The sequence below is a fragment of the Phaeospirillum tilakii genome (assembly GCF_042683125.1).
GTDB classification, from domain to species: domain Bacteria; phylum Pseudomonadota; class Alphaproteobacteria; order Rhodospirillales; family Magnetospirillaceae; genus Phaeospirillum; species Phaeospirillum tilakii.
The window spans coordinates 37,547-54,532 of sequence record NZ_JBHUIY010000020.1; the positions used below are offsets into that span (position 1 = coordinate 37,547).

At 69.6% G+C, this 16,986-nt stretch carries 14 protein-coding genes; 8 read left to right on the top strand and 6 right to left on the bottom strand.

Translation table 11 applies throughout. The annotated features are described in order from the left end of the window. Positions 1 to 19: 19 nt before the first annotated feature. From cas7c to cas3, 4 genes are all read right to left on the bottom strand, one after another. Positions 20 to 979, bottom strand: a complete 960-nt coding sequence (cas7c, locus tag ACFSNB_RS11160; RefSeq protein WP_377316505.1) for a type I-C CRISPR-associated protein Cas7/Csd2 — start codon at positions 977 to 979, stop codon at positions 20 to 22. Then, positions 976 to 2,745 (bottom strand): type I-C CRISPR-associated protein Cas8c/Csd1, encoded by a 1,770-nt coding sequence (cas8c, locus tag ACFSNB_RS11165; RefSeq protein ID WP_377316507.1) that lies wholly within the window; start codon positions 2,743 to 2,745, stop codon positions 976 to 978. Before cas8c ends, cas7c begins: the two co-directional genes overlap by 4 nt. Then, entirely contained in the window at positions 2,742 to 3,407 is a 666-nt protein-coding gene (gene cas5c, locus ACFSNB_RS11170; RefSeq protein ID WP_377316509.1) for a type I-C CRISPR-associated protein Cas5c, read from the bottom strand. The genes cas8c and cas5c overlap by 4 nt, the downstream gene beginning before the upstream one ends. A gap of 379 nt (positions 3,408 to 3,786) precedes the next feature. Beyond that, complete coding sequence (gene cas3 / locus ACFSNB_RS11175; protein WP_377316511.1) at positions 3,787 to 5,976, bottom strand: CRISPR-associated helicase Cas3'; 2,190 nt, start codon at positions 5,974 to 5,976, stop codon at positions 3,787 to 3,789. A 284-nt stretch (positions 5,977 to 6,260) separates the two neighbouring features. Between cas3 and ACFSNB_RS11180 the strand changes: the two genes are divergently transcribed. Then, positions 6,261 to 6,512 (top strand): hypothetical protein, encoded by a 252-nt coding sequence (locus ACFSNB_RS11180; RefSeq protein WP_377316513.1) that lies wholly within the window; start codon positions 6,261 to 6,263, stop codon positions 6,510 to 6,512. A 227-nt stretch (positions 6,513 to 6,739) separates the two neighbouring features. On the opposite strand, the gene ACFSNB_RS11185 is transcribed toward ACFSNB_RS11180, so the two are convergent. Further along, positions 6,740 to 7,435, bottom strand: a complete 696-nt coding sequence (locus tag ACFSNB_RS11185) for a hypothetical protein (RefSeq protein ID WP_377316515.1) — start codon at positions 7,433 to 7,435, stop codon at positions 6,740 to 6,742. Between the two features lie 178 nt (positions 7,436 to 7,613). Between ACFSNB_RS11185 and ACFSNB_RS11190 the strand changes: the two genes are divergently transcribed. Together ACFSNB_RS11190 and ACFSNB_RS11195 are read left to right on the top strand one after the other, a co-directional pair. Beyond that, positions 7,614 to 8,024 (top strand): metallopeptidase family protein, encoded by a 411-nt coding sequence (locus ACFSNB_RS11190; protein WP_377316517.1) that lies wholly within the window; start codon positions 7,614 to 7,616, stop codon positions 8,022 to 8,024. 4 nt (positions 8,025 to 8,028) lie between these two features. Beyond that, on the top strand, positions 8,029 to 9,099 hold the full coding sequence (locus ACFSNB_RS11195) for an extracellular solute-binding protein (RefSeq protein ID WP_377316519.1): 1,071 nt from the start codon (positions 8,029 to 8,031) through the stop codon (positions 9,097 to 9,099). 13 nt (positions 9,100 to 9,112) lie between these two features. On the opposite strand, the gene ACFSNB_RS11200 is transcribed toward ACFSNB_RS11195, so the two are convergent. Beyond that, positions 9,113 to 9,667 carry a YqaA family protein gene (locus tag ACFSNB_RS11200; RefSeq protein WP_377316565.1) on the bottom strand — a complete coding sequence of 185 codons (555 nt, stop codon included), beginning with the start codon at positions 9,665 to 9,667 and terminating at the stop codon, positions 9,113 to 9,115. Positions 9,668 to 9,833: 166 nt separating this feature from the next. On the opposite strand from ACFSNB_RS11200, the gene ACFSNB_RS11205 reads away from it, so the two are divergent. The 5 genes from ACFSNB_RS11205 to ACFSNB_RS11225 all read left to right on the top strand — a co-directional run bounded on the left by ACFSNB_RS11205 (position 9,834) and on the right by ACFSNB_RS11225 (position 16,930). After that, positions 9,834 to 12,233, top strand: a complete 2,400-nt coding sequence (locus ACFSNB_RS11205; protein ID WP_377316521.1) for a PAS-domain containing protein — start codon at positions 9,834 to 9,836, stop codon at positions 12,231 to 12,233. A gap of 136 nt (positions 12,234 to 12,369) precedes the next feature. After that, positions 12,370 to 13,410, top strand: a complete 1,041-nt coding sequence (locus ACFSNB_RS11210; RefSeq protein WP_377316523.1) for an alpha/beta hydrolase — start codon at positions 12,370 to 12,372, stop codon at positions 13,408 to 13,410. Further along, positions 13,407 to 14,366 (top strand): SAM-dependent methyltransferase, encoded by a 960-nt coding sequence (locus ACFSNB_RS11215; RefSeq protein ID WP_377316525.1) that lies wholly within the window; start codon positions 13,407 to 13,409, stop codon positions 14,364 to 14,366. Before ACFSNB_RS11210 ends, ACFSNB_RS11215 begins: the two co-directional genes overlap by 4 nt. Positions 14,367 to 14,437: 71 nt before the next feature. Then, positions 14,438 to 15,562 (top strand): hypothetical protein, encoded by a 1,125-nt coding sequence (locus tag ACFSNB_RS11220; protein ID WP_377316527.1) that lies wholly within the window; start codon positions 14,438 to 14,440, stop codon positions 15,560 to 15,562. Positions 15,563 to 15,694: 132 nt separating this feature from the next. Beyond that, complete coding sequence (locus ACFSNB_RS11225) at positions 15,695 to 16,930, top strand: NupC/NupG family nucleoside CNT transporter (RefSeq protein ID WP_377316529.1); 1,236 nt, start codon at positions 15,695 to 15,697, stop codon at positions 16,928 to 16,930. Positions 16,931 to 16,986: the final 56 nt, after the last annotated feature.

Here is a 16,986-nt window from a genome sequence, read left to right on the forward strand (position 1 = left end):
GCCGCCGCCGGGCCAGGCCCTACAGCCGCTCGATGATCTCCACCCCGTCGGGCAGGGAATCCCGCTCGATCGTCACCAGATAATCGGCGAAGCTGCGCGCCGGGGGCCGGTTGGCGATCCCCGGGTCGTTGACGGCGCGGAATTCGCCGTCGATGTTGCGGCCGACCTTGACCCGGTCGAACAGGCGGTGGGCCGGGGCCTTGCCCAGCGCGCAATCGTGACGGAACACGATCAGCCGGCGCACCGCCATTTCCCCCCGCGCCGCCGAGCGGTCATGCTCGAACATGTTCTCGACCGCCTCCAGCAACAGATCGAGATCGGCGTCGGAAAAGCCGGTGCGTTCGGCCAGCTTGGCCGAGATGAAGCCGTGGGCGCGATAGAGGCCATAGGGCACGATATGCTTGCGGCCCATCGTGCGGTTGTCGGTGCGGTCGTTGCCGTCGCCGTCCTCCGCCTGGGCCTTGTCCTTCTTTTCCTTCTCGGTGGTGGCGGCCATCCGGGTGATCGAAATTTCAACCGGCACGATCGGCTCGACCGAGGTGGCGAAGGCGAACTGGACCGGCCCGCGCACCTGACCGCAATTGATCCCGGTGCCCATCACCGCGCCGAAGCTGCGGATGTCGAAGAAATTGGCACACATGAAGTCGCGCAGCTTCTTCGCCTCGGCCTCGTCCTTGGGATTCAGCTTGGCGTCCTTGGCGACCTTGTCGTCGCCGGGCCGCAGGGCGAGATAGGCCTCGCGGTGCTTCTCGTTGAGGATCGAGCCGTCCTGAACGTAGATGTGGAAGCCGGCTTCGTCGCCCTTGGCCAGTTCGATGTAATTGCGGACCTTCCGCTTCAGGCAGACATCGGACACCAGACCGTGGTTGGTCTCGGGGTCCAGGCGCGGCAGGTTGCCGGCGTCGGGATCGCCATTGGGGTTGCCATTGGCGACATCGAACAGAACGACGAATTCGTGACGGCGAGACAGGGCGCTCATACGGCGGGCTCCTTCTGGGCAGAAGAATCGTGATCCTTGGCAACGAAGAACTGGTTGCGCTGGTGGTAATAGCCGAGGCCGAACAGGGCCTGCTGTTCGGCGGAAAGCGAGGCGGGGAACGGATCCTCGCCGGGCGACATCAGGCCCATGATCGCGCCGATCTCCTTTTCCAGGTTGACCTTGGCGCCGGGCTTGGTCTTGCCGAGCTTGGACAGATGATTGGCGGAGCCGCTTTCCAGAAACGCGAACACCTTGCGCGGTTGCGCCGAGGCCGCGCCGTAGTACTTGTCCTTGACCGTCGCGTTGACATTGCGGCCCAACGCCGCGCTTTGGATCTGTTCGTAAACGGCGAACAGCCGCCCCAGCAGATAGCCCTTGTTGGTATTGTCCGGGTCGAACGCCACGGGAGCCTCCTTGTCGGTGTAACCGTAATTCCGGATCAGAACCGCCCGCAGCAGGGCCACGCGCAGGGCGCTGACGCTCTTGTCGGCGCGCAGGCGCATCAGGACGGTGGACAGCAGGGTCAGCGGATAGCGGGTGCCGGTCAGGATCGCGCGCAGGACCTCGCCGGCCAGATTGGGCGGCACGTTCTCCCGCTTGCCCAGCACGGCGGTTTCCTGGAGGAAGCGCCACAGCGGCGGATAGGGATCGCGCGGCGGCGGCGCGATGCGGATGTCGGCGACATAGCGCCGGTAATTGTCGGCGAGATGGCCGAAATCGCTTTCGAACCAATAGCGGATCGACACCCGCGCCGCGTTGGGGGCCAGCCCCAGCACGTAGAAGCGAACCCCCTCGCTCAGATGCGGATCGAAATCCTGGACCGGCCGGCCCTGGCGGATCTTGTCGAGGATCGCCCGCACCTCGGCCGCCTGCTTGTCCTCGTCGATGTCGCCCAGCATCGCGAGGAAGGCATCCTCGGCCAGTTGCGCGGTCGCGGCGTCGGCGGCATCGGCCCAGAACACCGTCGAGGCGTCGCCGATCTGAAGCCGGTTGCGGCTGTCGCCGGCCAGGAAGCGGTTGAGCACGGCGGTATAGGCGAAGGCGGCGGCTTCGGACACCGGGGCGTTGTCGCCCTGGGCGTGGCCGTAGGATTCGAAGGCGTCCTTGTTGTAGGAGACGATCGAGACGCCGGAGGATTGCCCGCCCCATACCCCCTTGATCGCCGGATGCAGCCGGGCAATCGGCGCGGTCCGGCCGCTGACCAGACAGACCGCCTGGGTCTGGTTTCCGGCCGAGGCCAGATCGGCCCAGATCTCCCGCGCCGCCGCCCGGTCATGCAGGTACTGGTCGTTCAGGTAGTCCCGCCCAAGGGCGAAGACGACGTTCTGATCCTTCATCTCCTCCGGCCAGCCCAGCGCGGCGAAGCGGTCGGGCGTCCAGTCGCGCAGGAAGGCCAGCAGCGCCCGCAGGCCGGGATCGTCGGTCGCGGCCAGGGCGTCGCGATGGCGCTGGACGAAGGCGGCATGTTCGTCGGCCACGCGCTTGCCCTCGCCCGCCGTCACCCCGAGGACATAGGAGGTCTTGTCCCACAGGAAATTGGGCGCGATCCCCGAGGTCCGCTTGGCCGGCTGCGGTACGTCGAGCATCCGCGCCGCGAGCTTCTTGCCGCTGCCCTGACGCAGATCGATCGGCGGCAGGGCCGGGGTGCCGTCTTCGTTCAGGGAAATCAGAAAGCCGATCTTCTCTTTGGAATAGCCGAACGGCGGCACCTCGTGGCGTTCGGCGAGGCGGTCATAGGCGCTGGTCAGCGCGGCCAGGACGCTCATCGGCGGATCTCCGGCGACCCGGGCGGCGGCACCCGCACCACGCCGCGTTCCATCCGGGCGCGGAAGAACATCGCGGCGCGGTCGCCGCCATGGTCGATGTCCCACAGCATGAAGCCGAGATCCCGGCTGTCGTCGATGGCGGGGGGAGGGGGCGCGTCGTCGGCGAGCAGATCGAACCGGGCCGGGAATTCGCGCGTGCCGAGGCAGGGCTGATGAAAGCACTGCCCCCGGCGGGCGCGGCGATTGAAGATGTCGAGATGCTTGCCCGGATTGTCCTCGGCCCCGGCCCGGGGGGTCAGGTCGAAATGGGCCTCGATCACGTAATCGACATCGACCAGCAGGGTGGTGGCGCGCTGTTGGCGGTCGTCCTCGACCCGCAGCTCCAACCCCTCCAGACTCCCCCGGTTGAGCGCGGTCTTGACCTTGGCGACCGGGATCTTGCTGCCGACCTCGTTGCGCCGCAGGGTGTGGAAGCGAACCGGCTTCAACACATGGATCGCATCGACCACCCAGCGAATGGCCGGCTTCCAGTGGATCGCCTCCAGGATGCCGCGCGCCGCCGAGGGCGTCATCACGTCATAGGAAACCCGCTCCGCCTTCATTTCCGGCCGGGTAAAACAGGCATGCGCGCCCGAAACCCGCAATCTGACACCCTGGGACATGATGGGCTCGCTCCTAAAGTCACGTTCAACGGCAATCGTCGTGCTTATGGATACAGAGTTTCGATCCACGCCCCCCACGTGGGGGGGGCGACGAAGGAGCGAGCCTCTGGGATTAAAAGAATTGCAGCATGATTTTGTAAATCACAAAAATCGCCACGAGGATGAGGTCGCTCCAATGAACATCGTCCTTGATCTGAACGAATTGCTGCACGTGCACATAATTTACCGAATGGGGGGTCATGGTGACGTCACTCCAATGCGGGGCAATGCCCTTCAGTGATCCACGGAGGGCACCTTACCAAGGTAAGGACGCAGGAGTCGAGATCTTCTCTGTGTCAGGAGTACAACGATAGCCTTATCCGCAGCCTGCCGACCCCCCTTAGAAAACCGACTGCTCCAAACCGAGATAGTCCGCGTCCTCCCACAGCAGGCCGGTTTCCGGCCGGTACAGGCTCTCGGTGCGCAGGACGGCGAACTGATCGCCGAAGCACGGCTCCCGCTCGAAACCGACATGGCCGTTGGCCAGCAACAGCGCGCGGGCCTTGGCCGGGACCTGCACGACGAAGGACTGAAGCGCGCGGGCGATCCGGCCGGGGCGGATCCCGTCGATCCCGAGTTGGTTCAGCGCCGCCTTGGCCTCGTCTTCCCGCGCGACGATCACCGGGACCAGGGCGCTGTCGATCATCCGGAACTCCCGCGCCACCGTTTCGTATTCGAAGGCGAGGCCGCCGCGATCGGCCTGGAATCGGCCAAGGATTTTGTGACGGTCGAGATCGGGGCCCTTGCTCCAATAGACCTCGGCGAAGTAATCGCGCAGGGCGGCGGGGGCGAGCGGGTCCGGGTGCTTCCCCGCCATCCGGGCATAGGCGGCGGCCAATTGGGCCACCTCGGGCGGGGGCGGGTGGTCGGGGGCGGTGAACACGGTGACGATACTGTCTTCGACCGGGCGGCGGCCTTCGCGGTTGCAGCGTCCGGCCGCCTGGGCGATCTGGTCCAGCCCTGCCTCGGCCCGCCACACCCGGGGGAAGTCGAGATCGATTCCGGCCTCGACCAGCGAGGTGGCGATCAGGCGGCAGGGCTGGCCGTCGGTCAGGCGCCGGCGGATTTCGGCCAGGATCCGCCGCCGGTCGGCGGCATACTGGCGGGTGGTGAGGTGAACCAGCCCGTCGAGGCCGCTTTCGCTCGCGCGGCGGTACAGCGCCAGGGCGTGCTTGCGGCTGTTGACGATCACCAGCCCCTGGGGGGTGCGCTCCAACGCCGCGACCAGATCCGCGTCGCCGAGCGGGCCGCCGGAGCGGATCGTCACCCGCGCCAGCCGCGCCGCCAACGCCTCGGGATCGGGGGCGAGTTCCCGCCCCGCCAAGTCCAGCCCGGTTCCGTCCCCGCCGGAAAAATGGCGCCGGTCGAGGGCGGGCTGGGTGGCGGTGCACAGCACCACCGAGGCGCCGTAATTGCGGGCCAGTTCGTCGATCGCGGCCATGCAGGGAAGCAGCAGCGGCAGCGGCAGGGTCTGGGCCTCGTCGAGGACGATCACGCTTTTGGCCAGATTGTGCAGCTTGCGACAGCGCCCGGAGCGGCTGGCGAACAGGCTTTCGAACAATTGGACATTGGTGGTCAGCACGATCGGGGCGGCCCAGTCCTCCATCGCCAGACGCAGCTTGTCGCGTTGCTCCCACCGTGACGGCTGCTCCGCCTCGATCGCGCTGTGATGCTCCAGCACCACCTCGTCGCCCAGCACCGCGCGGACCACCTGGGCGGTCTGGTCGATCACCGAGGTGAAGGGAATGGCGTAGACGATCCGCTCCAGCCCGTGGCGCCGGGCATGGTCGAGGGCGAAGGCCAGCGAGGTCAGCGTCTTGCCGCCGCCGGTCGGCACCGTCAGGGTGAACAGGCCGGGCGGCAGGGCCGCCTGTTCCCGGACATGGGTCAGGACCTCGCGGCGCAGGCGGTTGACCGGACTCGCGGCGGCCGTCGCCTGCCGGGCGGCGATCTGGGCGTCGAACCGGGCGACCAGATCGCCCACGATCCCGGTCAGACGGGGCCAGTCGCGGTCGGGCTCGTCTCCCGCCGCCTCGGCGTAAAACCGCTCGGTGTCCCGGTAATCGGCATCGACCAGACAGGAAAACAGCATCCGCCCGAGGAAGCCCAACTGGAACGGCAGCCGCGTCTTCGCCGGATGGGGCCTCAGCCCCGGGGCGAGACGGGTGGGATCGACCGCGATCTCCGCGCGCCAGACCGGATCGGGCGTTGGCCGCTCCCGTCGCAGGCGGTCGGAGAGAGTCTGCCAGTCCGGCAATCCGGCATGGTGACCGGCGATGGCGTAGGACAGCAGCTCTGCCATGAACCGGTCCCACTGGGCGGCGGCTTTGGCGCCCAGGGCGCGGATCTCGGCGGCTCCGGCGATGGCATGGTCAAGCCGGATGTCGGCGCCCTCGAGACGGGCGGCGAACTCGGGACAATATTTGCCGAGATCATGCAGCAACGCCGCGACGGTGGCGGCGCGATCCGCCTGGAAGGGACGGGCGAACTCGGCGGCCAGGGCCGCCGCACCCGTGGCGTGATCGAACATTTTCTGCCAATGCGTTCGATCGTCACACTCGGACAGGCTGTGGGCAAAATACATGCGAGAGCGGCCCTGCGCACTCTAAAGTGGCATCAATCAATTCAATTAAAGTCAAAAACAAGGTTGTGTCAACGCCACGCCCCGAAAGATTGAAGGGCGCCGGCATGTCAGGGCTTCTGTCGCTTTTTCACAGACCGTCGTCCCGGCCTCCGTTACCTTGAAGCGGATCGGCCGCGCCCAAACCTTTCATTCGACGCGGCAAACCATAATTCGAGGTTAAGGAGCGGCAGGTGGCCTCGTCCCGGTCGGGCAGGGAAACAGGATATCGCGGCGGTCCCGGCGGGCGGGAGCCGGTGGTTTCGGCCGGTCCGGCGCGGGCCGGCACCCTCGCTTCGGACGATTCGGCGTTCTGGGAGGCGATCCTGTTCCGCAGCCTCGTCTCGCTGTTCGCCGGGCTGGTCTGCCTCTACGGCCTGCCCGACCTGATCGATTCGACCACGTTTTTCCTGATCGACGCCGCCCGGCTGTTCGGCCTGCGCTAGGCCGGCCCGCCGTCCGCGCCCCGCTGCCGCAACGAAAAACCCCCGCGCCGGGGGGGGACGGGCGGGGGCTTTCGCGGGAGGCGCGCCCTTCGAGAGGGGATCGGGGGCGCGACGGGCTAAACAAGAAGGCGAGTCAGTTTCGCAAGAAGTCATCCATGGCTGATGTGAAAACTGTGGCACCGTCCGGGTTACCGCATCGTGGCGGCAGGATGAGCTTTTTGTAATGGTCAGCCGGCGGCGGGCGCCGCCGGATCCTGCGGGGCGGTTTCGCCCTCGGCGTCCCCCGCGGCGGCCGAATCGGCTTCGGGCTCGGGCTCGGGCTCTGGCTCGGGCGCGGGCGGGGCCGGCAGCGGCGGCGGGGCCAGGGTGAACAGCGGGCTGGCCAGCGGCGCCGCCGCCTCGGTCAGGCCGGCCAAGCCGTGGGTCGCCAGCGCCTGGGCCAGCCAGGCCCGGCTGTTGAAGGCCCAGGCATGGTCGGCGGTCAGCACCACCGCCGCGCCCCAACATTGGTCGGGGCCGCTGCCGTCGCCACACCATTCCAGCGTGATCGCTCCGGTCAGGCCGAAGCGCCGCAGCGCGGCCTGAAGGATCTCGACCACCACCTCGATTTCCAGCGGGGTGTCGCCCTGGCGCAGCAGCAGCAGGCCGTATTCGACCGCGACGGCGTCGGGGTCCGCCGCCGTCGCGGCCGGCGCCTCCGGCGGCGCGGTGGCCGGGTCGAGCGGGGCGTCCTCCCACCAGCAGCCGGTGAAGGGGTGGTCGAAATGCTCGAGCAGGGCGGTGACGTCCTCGCGCAGATGGTCCTCGACCTCGGGCGGGGTGAATTCGCCGTCGATGGCGTGGGCCAGTTCGATCGCGTGGTCGAGCGCCGGGCGGGGCAGGACGATCCGGGCGGCAAAGCGGGTGGTGCTGGGCAGCAACATGGGACAAGGCCTTCGGTCGGGGCGGACGGAGGATCGACCCCATCGGAGCAAAACGAAACGGTGCGGTTGATATCACGATTGGGGCGGGGTTGGCGACCGGCGCAAATGCCGGGGCCGGGCCGCCGGGCGGCCTGCGCCGGGGCTGGTCCCGCCGCCGCCGCCGCGATAGAATGCGACCATGAGTTCGTCCGCGCCCTTCCGTCACGCCACCCCGCCCTCGCTCGAGGATCTCGACGCGATCGCCGCGGCGGCGTTCGCCGAAATCCCCGAGGAACTGCGCCGCCACGCCGCCGACGTGGTGATCCGGATCGAGGACTTTCCCGACGAGGACACCGAGCGCGAGATGGGGCTGGAAAGCCCGTTCGACCTGCTCGGGCTGTATCGCGGCTCGGCGATGGACATCCACGCCTATGGCGGGGTGCCGGGCGGGGTGGACATGATCCTGCTCTACCGCCGTCCGATCCTCGATTACTGGTGCGAGACCGGCGAGGATCTGGCCGGGCTGGTGCGCCATGTCCTGATCCACGAGATCGGCCATCATTTCGGCCTGTCGGACGACGACATGAGCCGGATCGAGGACGAGGCCTGACCCCATGATCCGGCACCGGGCCGTGGCCTTGCTGCTCGCGGCCCTGCTGGCGGTGGCGGGCGGCCCGGCCGGCGCGGCCGGCAACGAGCTGCGGGTGCTGGCCCGGGCCGGGGCGCTGTCGCCCGCGCTGCTGGCGCGGTTCGAACAGCAGAACGGGGTGCGGGTCCGGCTGGTCGAGGTGAGCGAGCCGGCCGAGATCCCGCGCCGGCTCGACCATCCCGCCGCCGGCTATGACGTCGCCCTGCTGCTCGACCATCAGGCCGCCGAGCTGATCGGGCGCGGCCGGCTCGAGCGGGTGTGGGCCGACCGTCTGGCCGGGTTCTGGAACGTCGAGGATCCCTGGCGCTCGCGCCCGTTCGACCCCCGCAACGAATACACCGTGCCGCACCAATGGGGCACCACCGGGCTGGCGGTCGATTCCTCGGTGCATCCCGGCGATCACGACAGTCTGGCGCTGCTGTTCTCGCCGCCGCCCGATCTGGTCGGGCGGATCGCCCTGCTCGACGATCCGGTGATGGTCCAACTGGCGCTGCTGGCGGCGGGCGAGCCCCATTGCGCGGCCGATCCGCGCCGGCTGCAACAGGTCGAGAACCGGCTGGCGCCGCTGCTGGCGCGGGCGCGGCTGGTGCGGGCCGACCGGATCCAGGCGGCGCTGCGCGACCATTCCCTGGCCCTGGTGGTGGCGTGGAGCGGCGACGTGATGCGGGCGCGGCGGTCGCGCCCCGGGCTGGCCTTCGCCTATCCGCGCGAGGGCAATCCGGTGTGGAGCGAGGTGGCGGCGGTGCCGCGCGACCCGCCCAACCGGGCCGGCGCGCTGAAATTCCTCACCTTCCTGCTGCGGCCGGACAATGCCGCGCTCGAATCGGAGGGCAACGGCTTCGCCACGGTGATTCGCGGCGCCGAGGGCTTTCTCCGTCCCGAGGTGCTGGCGGCGCCGGAACTGGTGGCGCCGTGGCCGGCCAAGGTGGTGTTTCAGGTGCCGTGCGAGGCCGAGGCCCAGCGCCGGCAGGAGGCGGCGTGGGTGCGCCTGCGCTCGCAGGTGCGCGGCCGCCGCCCGCCGCCGCCGGACGGGTGAGGCGCGCCGCCGCCTACAGGAACTTCAGCACGGCGAAGCCGCCGACCAGCAGCAGCACGAACAGGGTGGTGACCAGGGTCAGGCGGCGTTCGACGAAATCGCGGATCGGGGTGCCGAACTTCCACAGCAGCGCCGCCACCAGGAAGAAGCGCAGGCCCCGGGCGATCACCGAGGCGAAGGTGAAGCGGGCCAGGTCGAAATCGAACGCGCCGGCGGTGATGGTCACCAGCTTGTAGGGGATCGGGGTCATCCCCTTGACGATGATGAACCACACCCCCCATTCGTCGATCACCGGCTTCAGGGCGTGGAACTTGTCGACCAGATGGAACGCGCCGAGGATCGCCATCCCGATGCTGTCCATCGCGAAATGGCCGATGGCGTAGCCGAGGAAACCGCCGGCCACCGAGGCCAGGGTGCAGATCAGGGCGATGCGGGCCCAGCGGGTCGGTGCCGCCAGCACCATCGGGATCAGCATCACGTCGGGCGGGATCGGGAACACCGAGCTTTCGATGAACGACACCGCCGCCAGCCACCAGAGGGCGTGGCGATGGCCGGCCTTGGCCATCATCCAATCATAGATCGCTTTCACCGTGGGAGCCCCGTTTGCTGGTTGGCGGTGGGGCGAGGGTGTATCAGCCGTGCCGGGGCGGGTGCAATCGCGATGCGGGTGCGGGCTTGTCTTTTCCCGGCCGGACCGTCACGCTCTTGACCGAGATCCTCACGGGGAACAGGCGATGCGCACGACGATTGCCGCGGGGGCGGCGATGCTGGCGATGGCGGGGCCGGTGGCGGCCGATCCGGCTTTGCTGGACGGTCTGTCCGGGCTTGATCCGCTGTCGCTGGGGCTGGGGGCGGCGCTGGCGCTGCCGGGGCTGGGCGCGGCGGCGTGGATGCGCTGGCGGCTGGCCCAGGCCCAGCGGAGCGCCGCCGCCGCCGCCGGCGCGGCCGAACGGTTCCGCCTGGGGCTGGAGGCGGCGCCGGACGGGTTCTTCGCCTGGATCGGCGACAGCGTGATCTGTTCGCGCCGGCTGGCGGTGCTGCTGGCGCTGGGCAACGGCACCCGGTCCGATTTCGCCGAGGTGTTGCAGGCGTTCGAGCCGGGCGATGCCGCGCTGCTCGACCGGGCGGCGACCCGGCTGCGCGCCGACGGCGACGGTTTTTCGCTCGATCTTTCGCTGCGCGACGGGCTGCGGCGGGTGCGGGCGATCGGCATCCGCGCCGAGGGCGGCGAGGACAGCGGGCGCGGCGGCGAGCTGGTGTGGGTGCAGGACGTCACCGAGGCGGCGGCGGCGCTCGACGATCTCGGCAGCCGGTTCGCCCTGGCGGAGGCGACGCGCCAGCGGCTGGTCGGGCTGCTCGACGCCCAGCCGATGCCGGTGTGGGTGCGCGACGACGATCTGTCGCTGGTGTCGGTCAACCGCGCCTATGCCCGCGCGGTCGAGGCGGCGAGCGACGTCGAGGTGGTGGCCGAGCAGGTCGAGCTGGCCTCGGACGAGGTGATGCGGCAGACCCGGGCGCTGGCCGCCCGCGCCCGCGCCGCCGGCGAGCCCCGCGCCGAGACCTTCCATCTGGTGCTGGCGGGGCAGCGGCGGCTGGTCGAGATCACCGAGGCGCCGTTCACCGCCGATGACCAGCTGCTGACCGTCGGGGTGTGCGTCGATCTGACCCGGATCGAGGAACTGGAGGCCGAGCTTGAGCGCCACATCAGCGCCCAGGCCGAGGTGCTGGAGCGGCTCGCCACCGCGATCGCGATCTATGCCCCCGACACCCGGCTGGCCTTCTTCAACACCGCCTTCACCCGGCTGTGGCGGCTGGACAGCACCTGGCTGGCCGGCCAGCCGACCCACGGCGCGGTGCTCGACGCGCTGCGCGAACGCCGGCTGCTGCCCGAGGTGGCCGATTACCGCGCCTTCAAGGAAGGCGAACTCAAACGCTTCATCTCGCTGATCGACGCCACCGAGACCCTGCTGCATCTGCCCGACGGCCGCACCCTGCGCCAGACCATCGCCGCCCATCCCCATGGCGGGCTGATCTTCACCTTCGAGGATGTCACCGACACCCTGGCGCTGGAACGCTCGTTCAACACCATGCTGGCGGTGCAGCGCGAGACGCTCGACCACCTGCACGAGGGGGTGGCGGTGTTCCGCGCCGACGGGCGGCTCGGCCTGTCCAACCCGGCCTTCGCCCGGATCTGGGGGCTGGCGCCGGAATGGCTGGGGGGCGAGCCGCATCTGACCGAGGTGATCGGCGCGCTGGGGGCGCTGTTCGAGGGCCGGCCCGACCGCGCCTCGGACTGGCCGGTGCTGCGCGAGCGGCTGCTGGCGCTGTTCCGCGACCGGGTGCCGCGCGGCGGCCGGCTGGAGCGCCAGGACGACACCGTGGTCGATTACGCCTCGGTGCCGCTGCCGGACGGGGCGATGCTGCTGACCTGGCTCGACGTGACGGATTCGGTCCGGGTCGAACGGGCGCTGCGCGAGCGCAACGAGGCGCTGGCCGCCGCCGACCTGCTGAAGAGCGAGTTCATCGCCAGCGTCTCGGCCGAGATCCGCAAGCCGCTGACCACGGTGATCGGCTTTTCCGAGATGCTGGCGGCCGAGTTCGTCGGGCCGCTGACCCCGCGCCAGCTCGATTATGCCCGCGGCATCCTTGAGGCCAGTCACGGGCTGGAGGGGCTGATCGCCGACATCCTCGACCTCGCCGCGATCGAGGCCGGGCAGATGACGCTCGAACTCGACACGGTCGACATCCATCCGCTGCTGACCGCCGTGCTCGGGCTGGCGCGCGAACGGCTGCGCGAGAAGAAGCTCAGCCTGTCGTTCGACTGTCCGCTCGACATCGGCTGGCTGGTCGCCGACGAACGCCGGCTGAAACAGGTGCTGTTCACCCTGATCGGCACCGCGATCAAGCGGGCGCCGGCCGGCGGGCGGGTCCGGGTGCGGGCCGAGCGCCGCCGGGGCGAGATCGCCTTCATCATCGCCGACGGCGCCTTTGGCGCCCCGCCCGAGACCGGTCCCGGCCCGGCGCTGGTCGAACGCTTCGTCGAGCGCCATGGCGGCCGGATCGAGGTCGAAACCCGGCGCGAGATGGGCAGCATCGTCACGGTGCGGCTGCCGGCCGGCACCGCCAGCGGATGAGGCCGGGCGCCGGTTTCTGTTGACGGGTCGACAGAGCCCGGCGTCACTTTGCCTTATGACAAAAGGCCAGGGGGGGTTTTCTCTCCGGCCCGGCATGTCCATCATGCCGGCGCAGCCATCAAGGGGTGACGGGACCATGACGAATCTGGCGCGCTTGCTGGGGATTCTCACTCTTGGTCTGGTGGGGTGGCTTTCGCTGCCCGCCACGGCGGGGGCGGCCGAGGTGGTGGCCGAGGATTTCTTTGTGCCTTCGGTCCAGTCCGGCCTCGACCTTTATCTGCGCAACAAGCATCGCGACGATTACGCCGACGCCCGGCCCGAGCGCACCGTGCTGTTCCTGCACGGCGCCTCCTATCCCGCCCACACCGCCTTCGATCTGGCGGTCGAGGGGCAGAGCTGGATGGATTGGCTGGCCCAGCGCGGCTACGACGTCTACAGCCTCGACCTGCGCGGCTACGGCAAATCGGGCCGCCCGGCCGAGATGGGCCAGCCGGCCGAATCCAACCGCCCGGTGATCGACACCGCCGACGCGGTCGACGACCTCAACCGCGCGGTCGATTACATCCTGTCGCGGCGCGGGGTGTCGCGGGTGGTGCTGATCGGCTGGTCGTGGGGGGCGACCATCGCCGGGTCCTATGCCACCCAGGTGCCGGGCCGGGTCGAGCGGCTGGTGCTGTACGCCCCGCAATGGCTGCGCGACGGGCCGGCCCCCACCGCCGCCGACCTCGCCCAGGTGCCGGCGTGGCGCCAGATCGATCCCAACGACGCCCGCGACATCTGGCTGAAATCGGTGCCGGCCGACCGGCGCGACGCGGTGCTGCCGCGCGCGGTGTTCCGCGACTGGCTGAAGGCGACGCTGGCGACCGATCCCGCTCCCTCCGCCCCCGGCACGGTGCGGGCGCCCAACGGGGTGGTGCTCGACACCATGCGGTTCTGGGCCTCGGGCAAGCCGCGCTGGAACCCCGAGCAGCTGTCGGTGCCGACCCTGGTGATCCAGGGCGAATGGGACGCCGAGGCGCCGCCGGCGATGGGGATGGCGCTGTTCAACCGGCTGACCCATGTGCCGTTCAAACGCTACGTGATGGTCGGCAACGCCACCCATGCCGCCCTGATCGAGACCAACCGTCACCAGTTCTACAGCGCGGTGCAGCAGTTCCTGGAAGACCGGGCGCGGTGAGCGAGGCCCTGACCGGTTACCTCGCCGCCCCCGGGTTCGAGGAGGATCTGGCGGCGGAGCTGGGCGACGTGGTCGCCCGCCATGGCCGGCTGCTGCTGGCGCCCGGCCCGGCCCGTCCCGCCGCCTGGGCGGTCAATGTCTGGCACGACCCGGTCGAACTGGCGGTGGCCTCGATCGGGGCGGCGGCGCGCGCATTGCGGGCGATCCAGCGCAATTGGTGGCCCTATGCCTTCCAGCTGCACCGCCGCACCGAATTGCTGGCCGCCGCGCTGCCCAAGGTGTCGGCCCGGCCGCTGGTGTTCGGCACGGCGGCGCCGGCGGCGCCGCTCGGCTCGTTCGTCTGGCTGGCGCCCGACCGGCTGCTGGCGGCGGCGCGCTGTTCGAGCCCGTTTCCCAACGGCGAGGCCAGCTTCGTCGAGGACCGGGTCACGCCCCCCAACCGCGCCTATCTCAAATTGTGGGAGGCGCTGACCCTGGCCGGCCGCTTTCCCGGGCCGGGCCAACGCTGTCTTGACCTCGGCGCCAGCCCGGGCGGCTGGAGCTGGGTGCTGGCCTCGACCGGGGCCGAGGTGATCGCGATCGACAAGGCGCCGCTGGCCCCCGCCGTCGCCGCCCTGCCGGGGGTGTCGTGGCGCCAGGGCAGCGCCTTCGCCCTCGAACCGGCCGAAATCGGCCCGGTCGATTGGCTGTGCTGCGACGTGATCTGCTATCCCGAGCGGCTGTGGCGGCTGGTCGAACGCTGGCGCGAGTCCGGGCTGGTCGGCAATTTCGTCTGCACGGTGAAGTTCCAGGGCGAGACCGACCACGCCATCGCCGCCCGGTTCCGCGACCTGCCCGGAGCCCGCCTGCACCATCTGTGGCACAACAAGCACGAGTTGACCTGGATCGCCCTGGGAACCGACCCGGGAACCGCCCCATCGCCGGAGTCCCCTCCGGAAGCCAGCCGCTCCCCCTGACCAACCGCCTTGCCAGGGCCAGACCAAGGGAGTAAAGCTTGAATGGGACGACAACAGGGCTCGGGTGTCTCATGTCCGTCGCTACGCTTCCGCCCCCGGTCGATATTGATTCCGAGACCAAGAAGGCGGTAATCGCCGGGGTCAAGGCGGTACTCGACTCCTTCCGTCAGGCAGGGTTGGTCGAGCCGTCGCTGACCTACGCCGCGCTGATTTCCCAGCCCGAGGCGCTGGCCGCCTTCATCGAGGCGTTCCGCGCCAACCGCGCCGCCGCCGACGCCTTCGTCAAGGATGGCGACGGTCAGCCGGTCCATGACGACCACACCCAACTGTCCTGCCCGGTCACCCTGGCCCAGATCGAGCATCTGCTGGTGCGCACCTGCGCCCGCAAGCTGTTCGAATCGACCCGGACGATGGAAACCGTCACCGAGACGGTGACCCACAAGAGCATGTTCGGGCTGATCAAGCGCACCGAGCAGGTCGAGCGCCAGAGCGTCGATCCGATCGAGGAGCGCAAGGATCGCCAGTTGTTGGCGCTGGTCGCCTATGCCTGGCAGTTGCCGCTGCTCGACGCCTACCGCCATTACCTCACCTACAGCCACATCATCGAGATCGGCGAGGATCTGCTGGCGCTGCCGACCGAGGCCAAGATCGCCGAGATCGGCGCGCTCGATCCGGCGCTGATCCGCAAGGTCAAGACCGCCACCGGTCCCGATTTCTCCTCGATCCTGGCCGACCGGCCGCAGGCGATCATCGGCATCTCGGTGTGGAACCGGGACATGTACGAGTTCTACCGCAAGATGCTGGGGGATCTGGCCTGGACCTTCTTCGCCCGGGACAGCGCCTTCTTCAACGCCTGCGCCTCGCTCGACAAAGCGGCGGCGAAGATCTACGGCGACGTGCTGTGCTATCTCGCCGCCGACAATCTGATCGAGATCCAGCGCCTCAACCTCGACAAGACCGAGGTGCTGATCAACGCGATGCGCTCGGCGCTGGGGCCGCGCCTGCCGGAAATCCTGTCGCTGCCCCATTTCGCCAAGGACATCCTGCGCAAGGTGGTCGATCAGTTGCTGCACAGCAACCACGAGAAGGACAAGCTGATGCTGGCCTTCTCGATCAGCTTCAAGGCGCTGGTGCCGACCATCGACGAATGGCTGGCGACCGGTCAGGCCGAGCCCGTGCCCGGCGCCCCGGTCTGAGCCGTTTTCCGCGCGCTTTCCCCCCAGCCGCGCCGTCTTGTTCCCCCCGACCGCGTTCGGGAGGAAATGGTTTGGAGTGCGCGCCGGCCGCCGCCAGCGGGGGCGGCCGATCGTCAGCAGGGGGGATTTCGGATGTTGCAGAGTATCGCCGGCCTGATCGGGCTGGTGTCGATCGCGTGCCTGCTGTCGGAGGACAAGCGGCGCCTGTCGTGGCGGATCATCGTCGCCGGCCTCGGGATCCAGCTCGGGCTGGCGGCGCTGCTGCTGAAGGTGCCGGCGACCCAGGCGCTGTTCTTCGCCCTCGATCAGGCGGTGGAGGCGTTGCAGGGGGCGAGCCGGGCCGGCACCGCCTTCGTGTTCGGCTATCTCGGCGGCGGCCCGGCGCCGTGGAGCGCGACCGATCCGGCCGCCGGCTTCGTGCTGGCGTTCCAGGCGCTGCCGCTGGTGCTGCTGATCAGCGCGCTGTCGGCGCTGCTCTATCACTGGCGGATCCTGCCGCTGGTGGTGCGGGCGGTGTCGCGCCTGCTGGAGCGGGCGATGGGAGTCGGCGGCGCGGTGGGGGTGTCGGCCTCGGCCACCGCCTTCCTCGGCATGATCGAGGCGCCGCTGCTGATCCGCCCCTATCTCGTCCAATTGTCGCGCGGCGAGCTGTTCCTGGTGATGACCACCGGGATGGCGACCATCGCCGGCACGGTGATGGTGCTGTACGCCACCTTCCTCAAGGGGGTGATCCCCGATCCGATCGGCCATCTGCTGACCGCTTCGCTGATCTCGGTGCCGGCGGCGCTGATGGTCGGGCGGATCATGATCCCCGACGAGTCGCGCACCGGCGCCGCCCAGCTTGCCCCGCACGATTACGGCGGGGCGATGGACGCGGTGGTGCAGGGCACCGCCGACGGGGTGCGGATGCTGGTCGGCATCTGCTCGATGCTGGTGGTGCTGGTGGCGCTGGTGACGATGGTCAATGCCGGGCTCGGCCTGTTGCCGGCGGTGGCGGGCGAGGCGCTGACGCTCCAGCGGATGCTGGGCTGGTTGCTGGCCCCGGTGGCCTGGCTGATGGGGATCCCCGCCGCCGAGATGGTCACCGCCGGGGCGCTGATGGGGACCAAGACCGTGCTCAACGAGCTGCTGGCCTATCTCCAGCTCGCCCATCTGCCGGCCGGGGCGCTGTCCGACCGCTCGCGCCTGATCATGACCTACGGGCTGTGCGGCTTCGCCAATCTCGGCTCGCTCGGGATCCTGATCGCCGGCCTGTCGGCGATCGCCCCCAGCCGGCGCCAGGACATCGTCGCCCTGGGCTGGCGGGCGATCGTCGCCGGCACCCTGGCCAGTTGCCTGTCCGGCGCGGTGGTCGGCCTGCTGGTGTGATCCGCGCCGCCCCGGCCGGCGCCCGCGCGCCGGCCGGTGGCGGTGGGGCCGGGTCT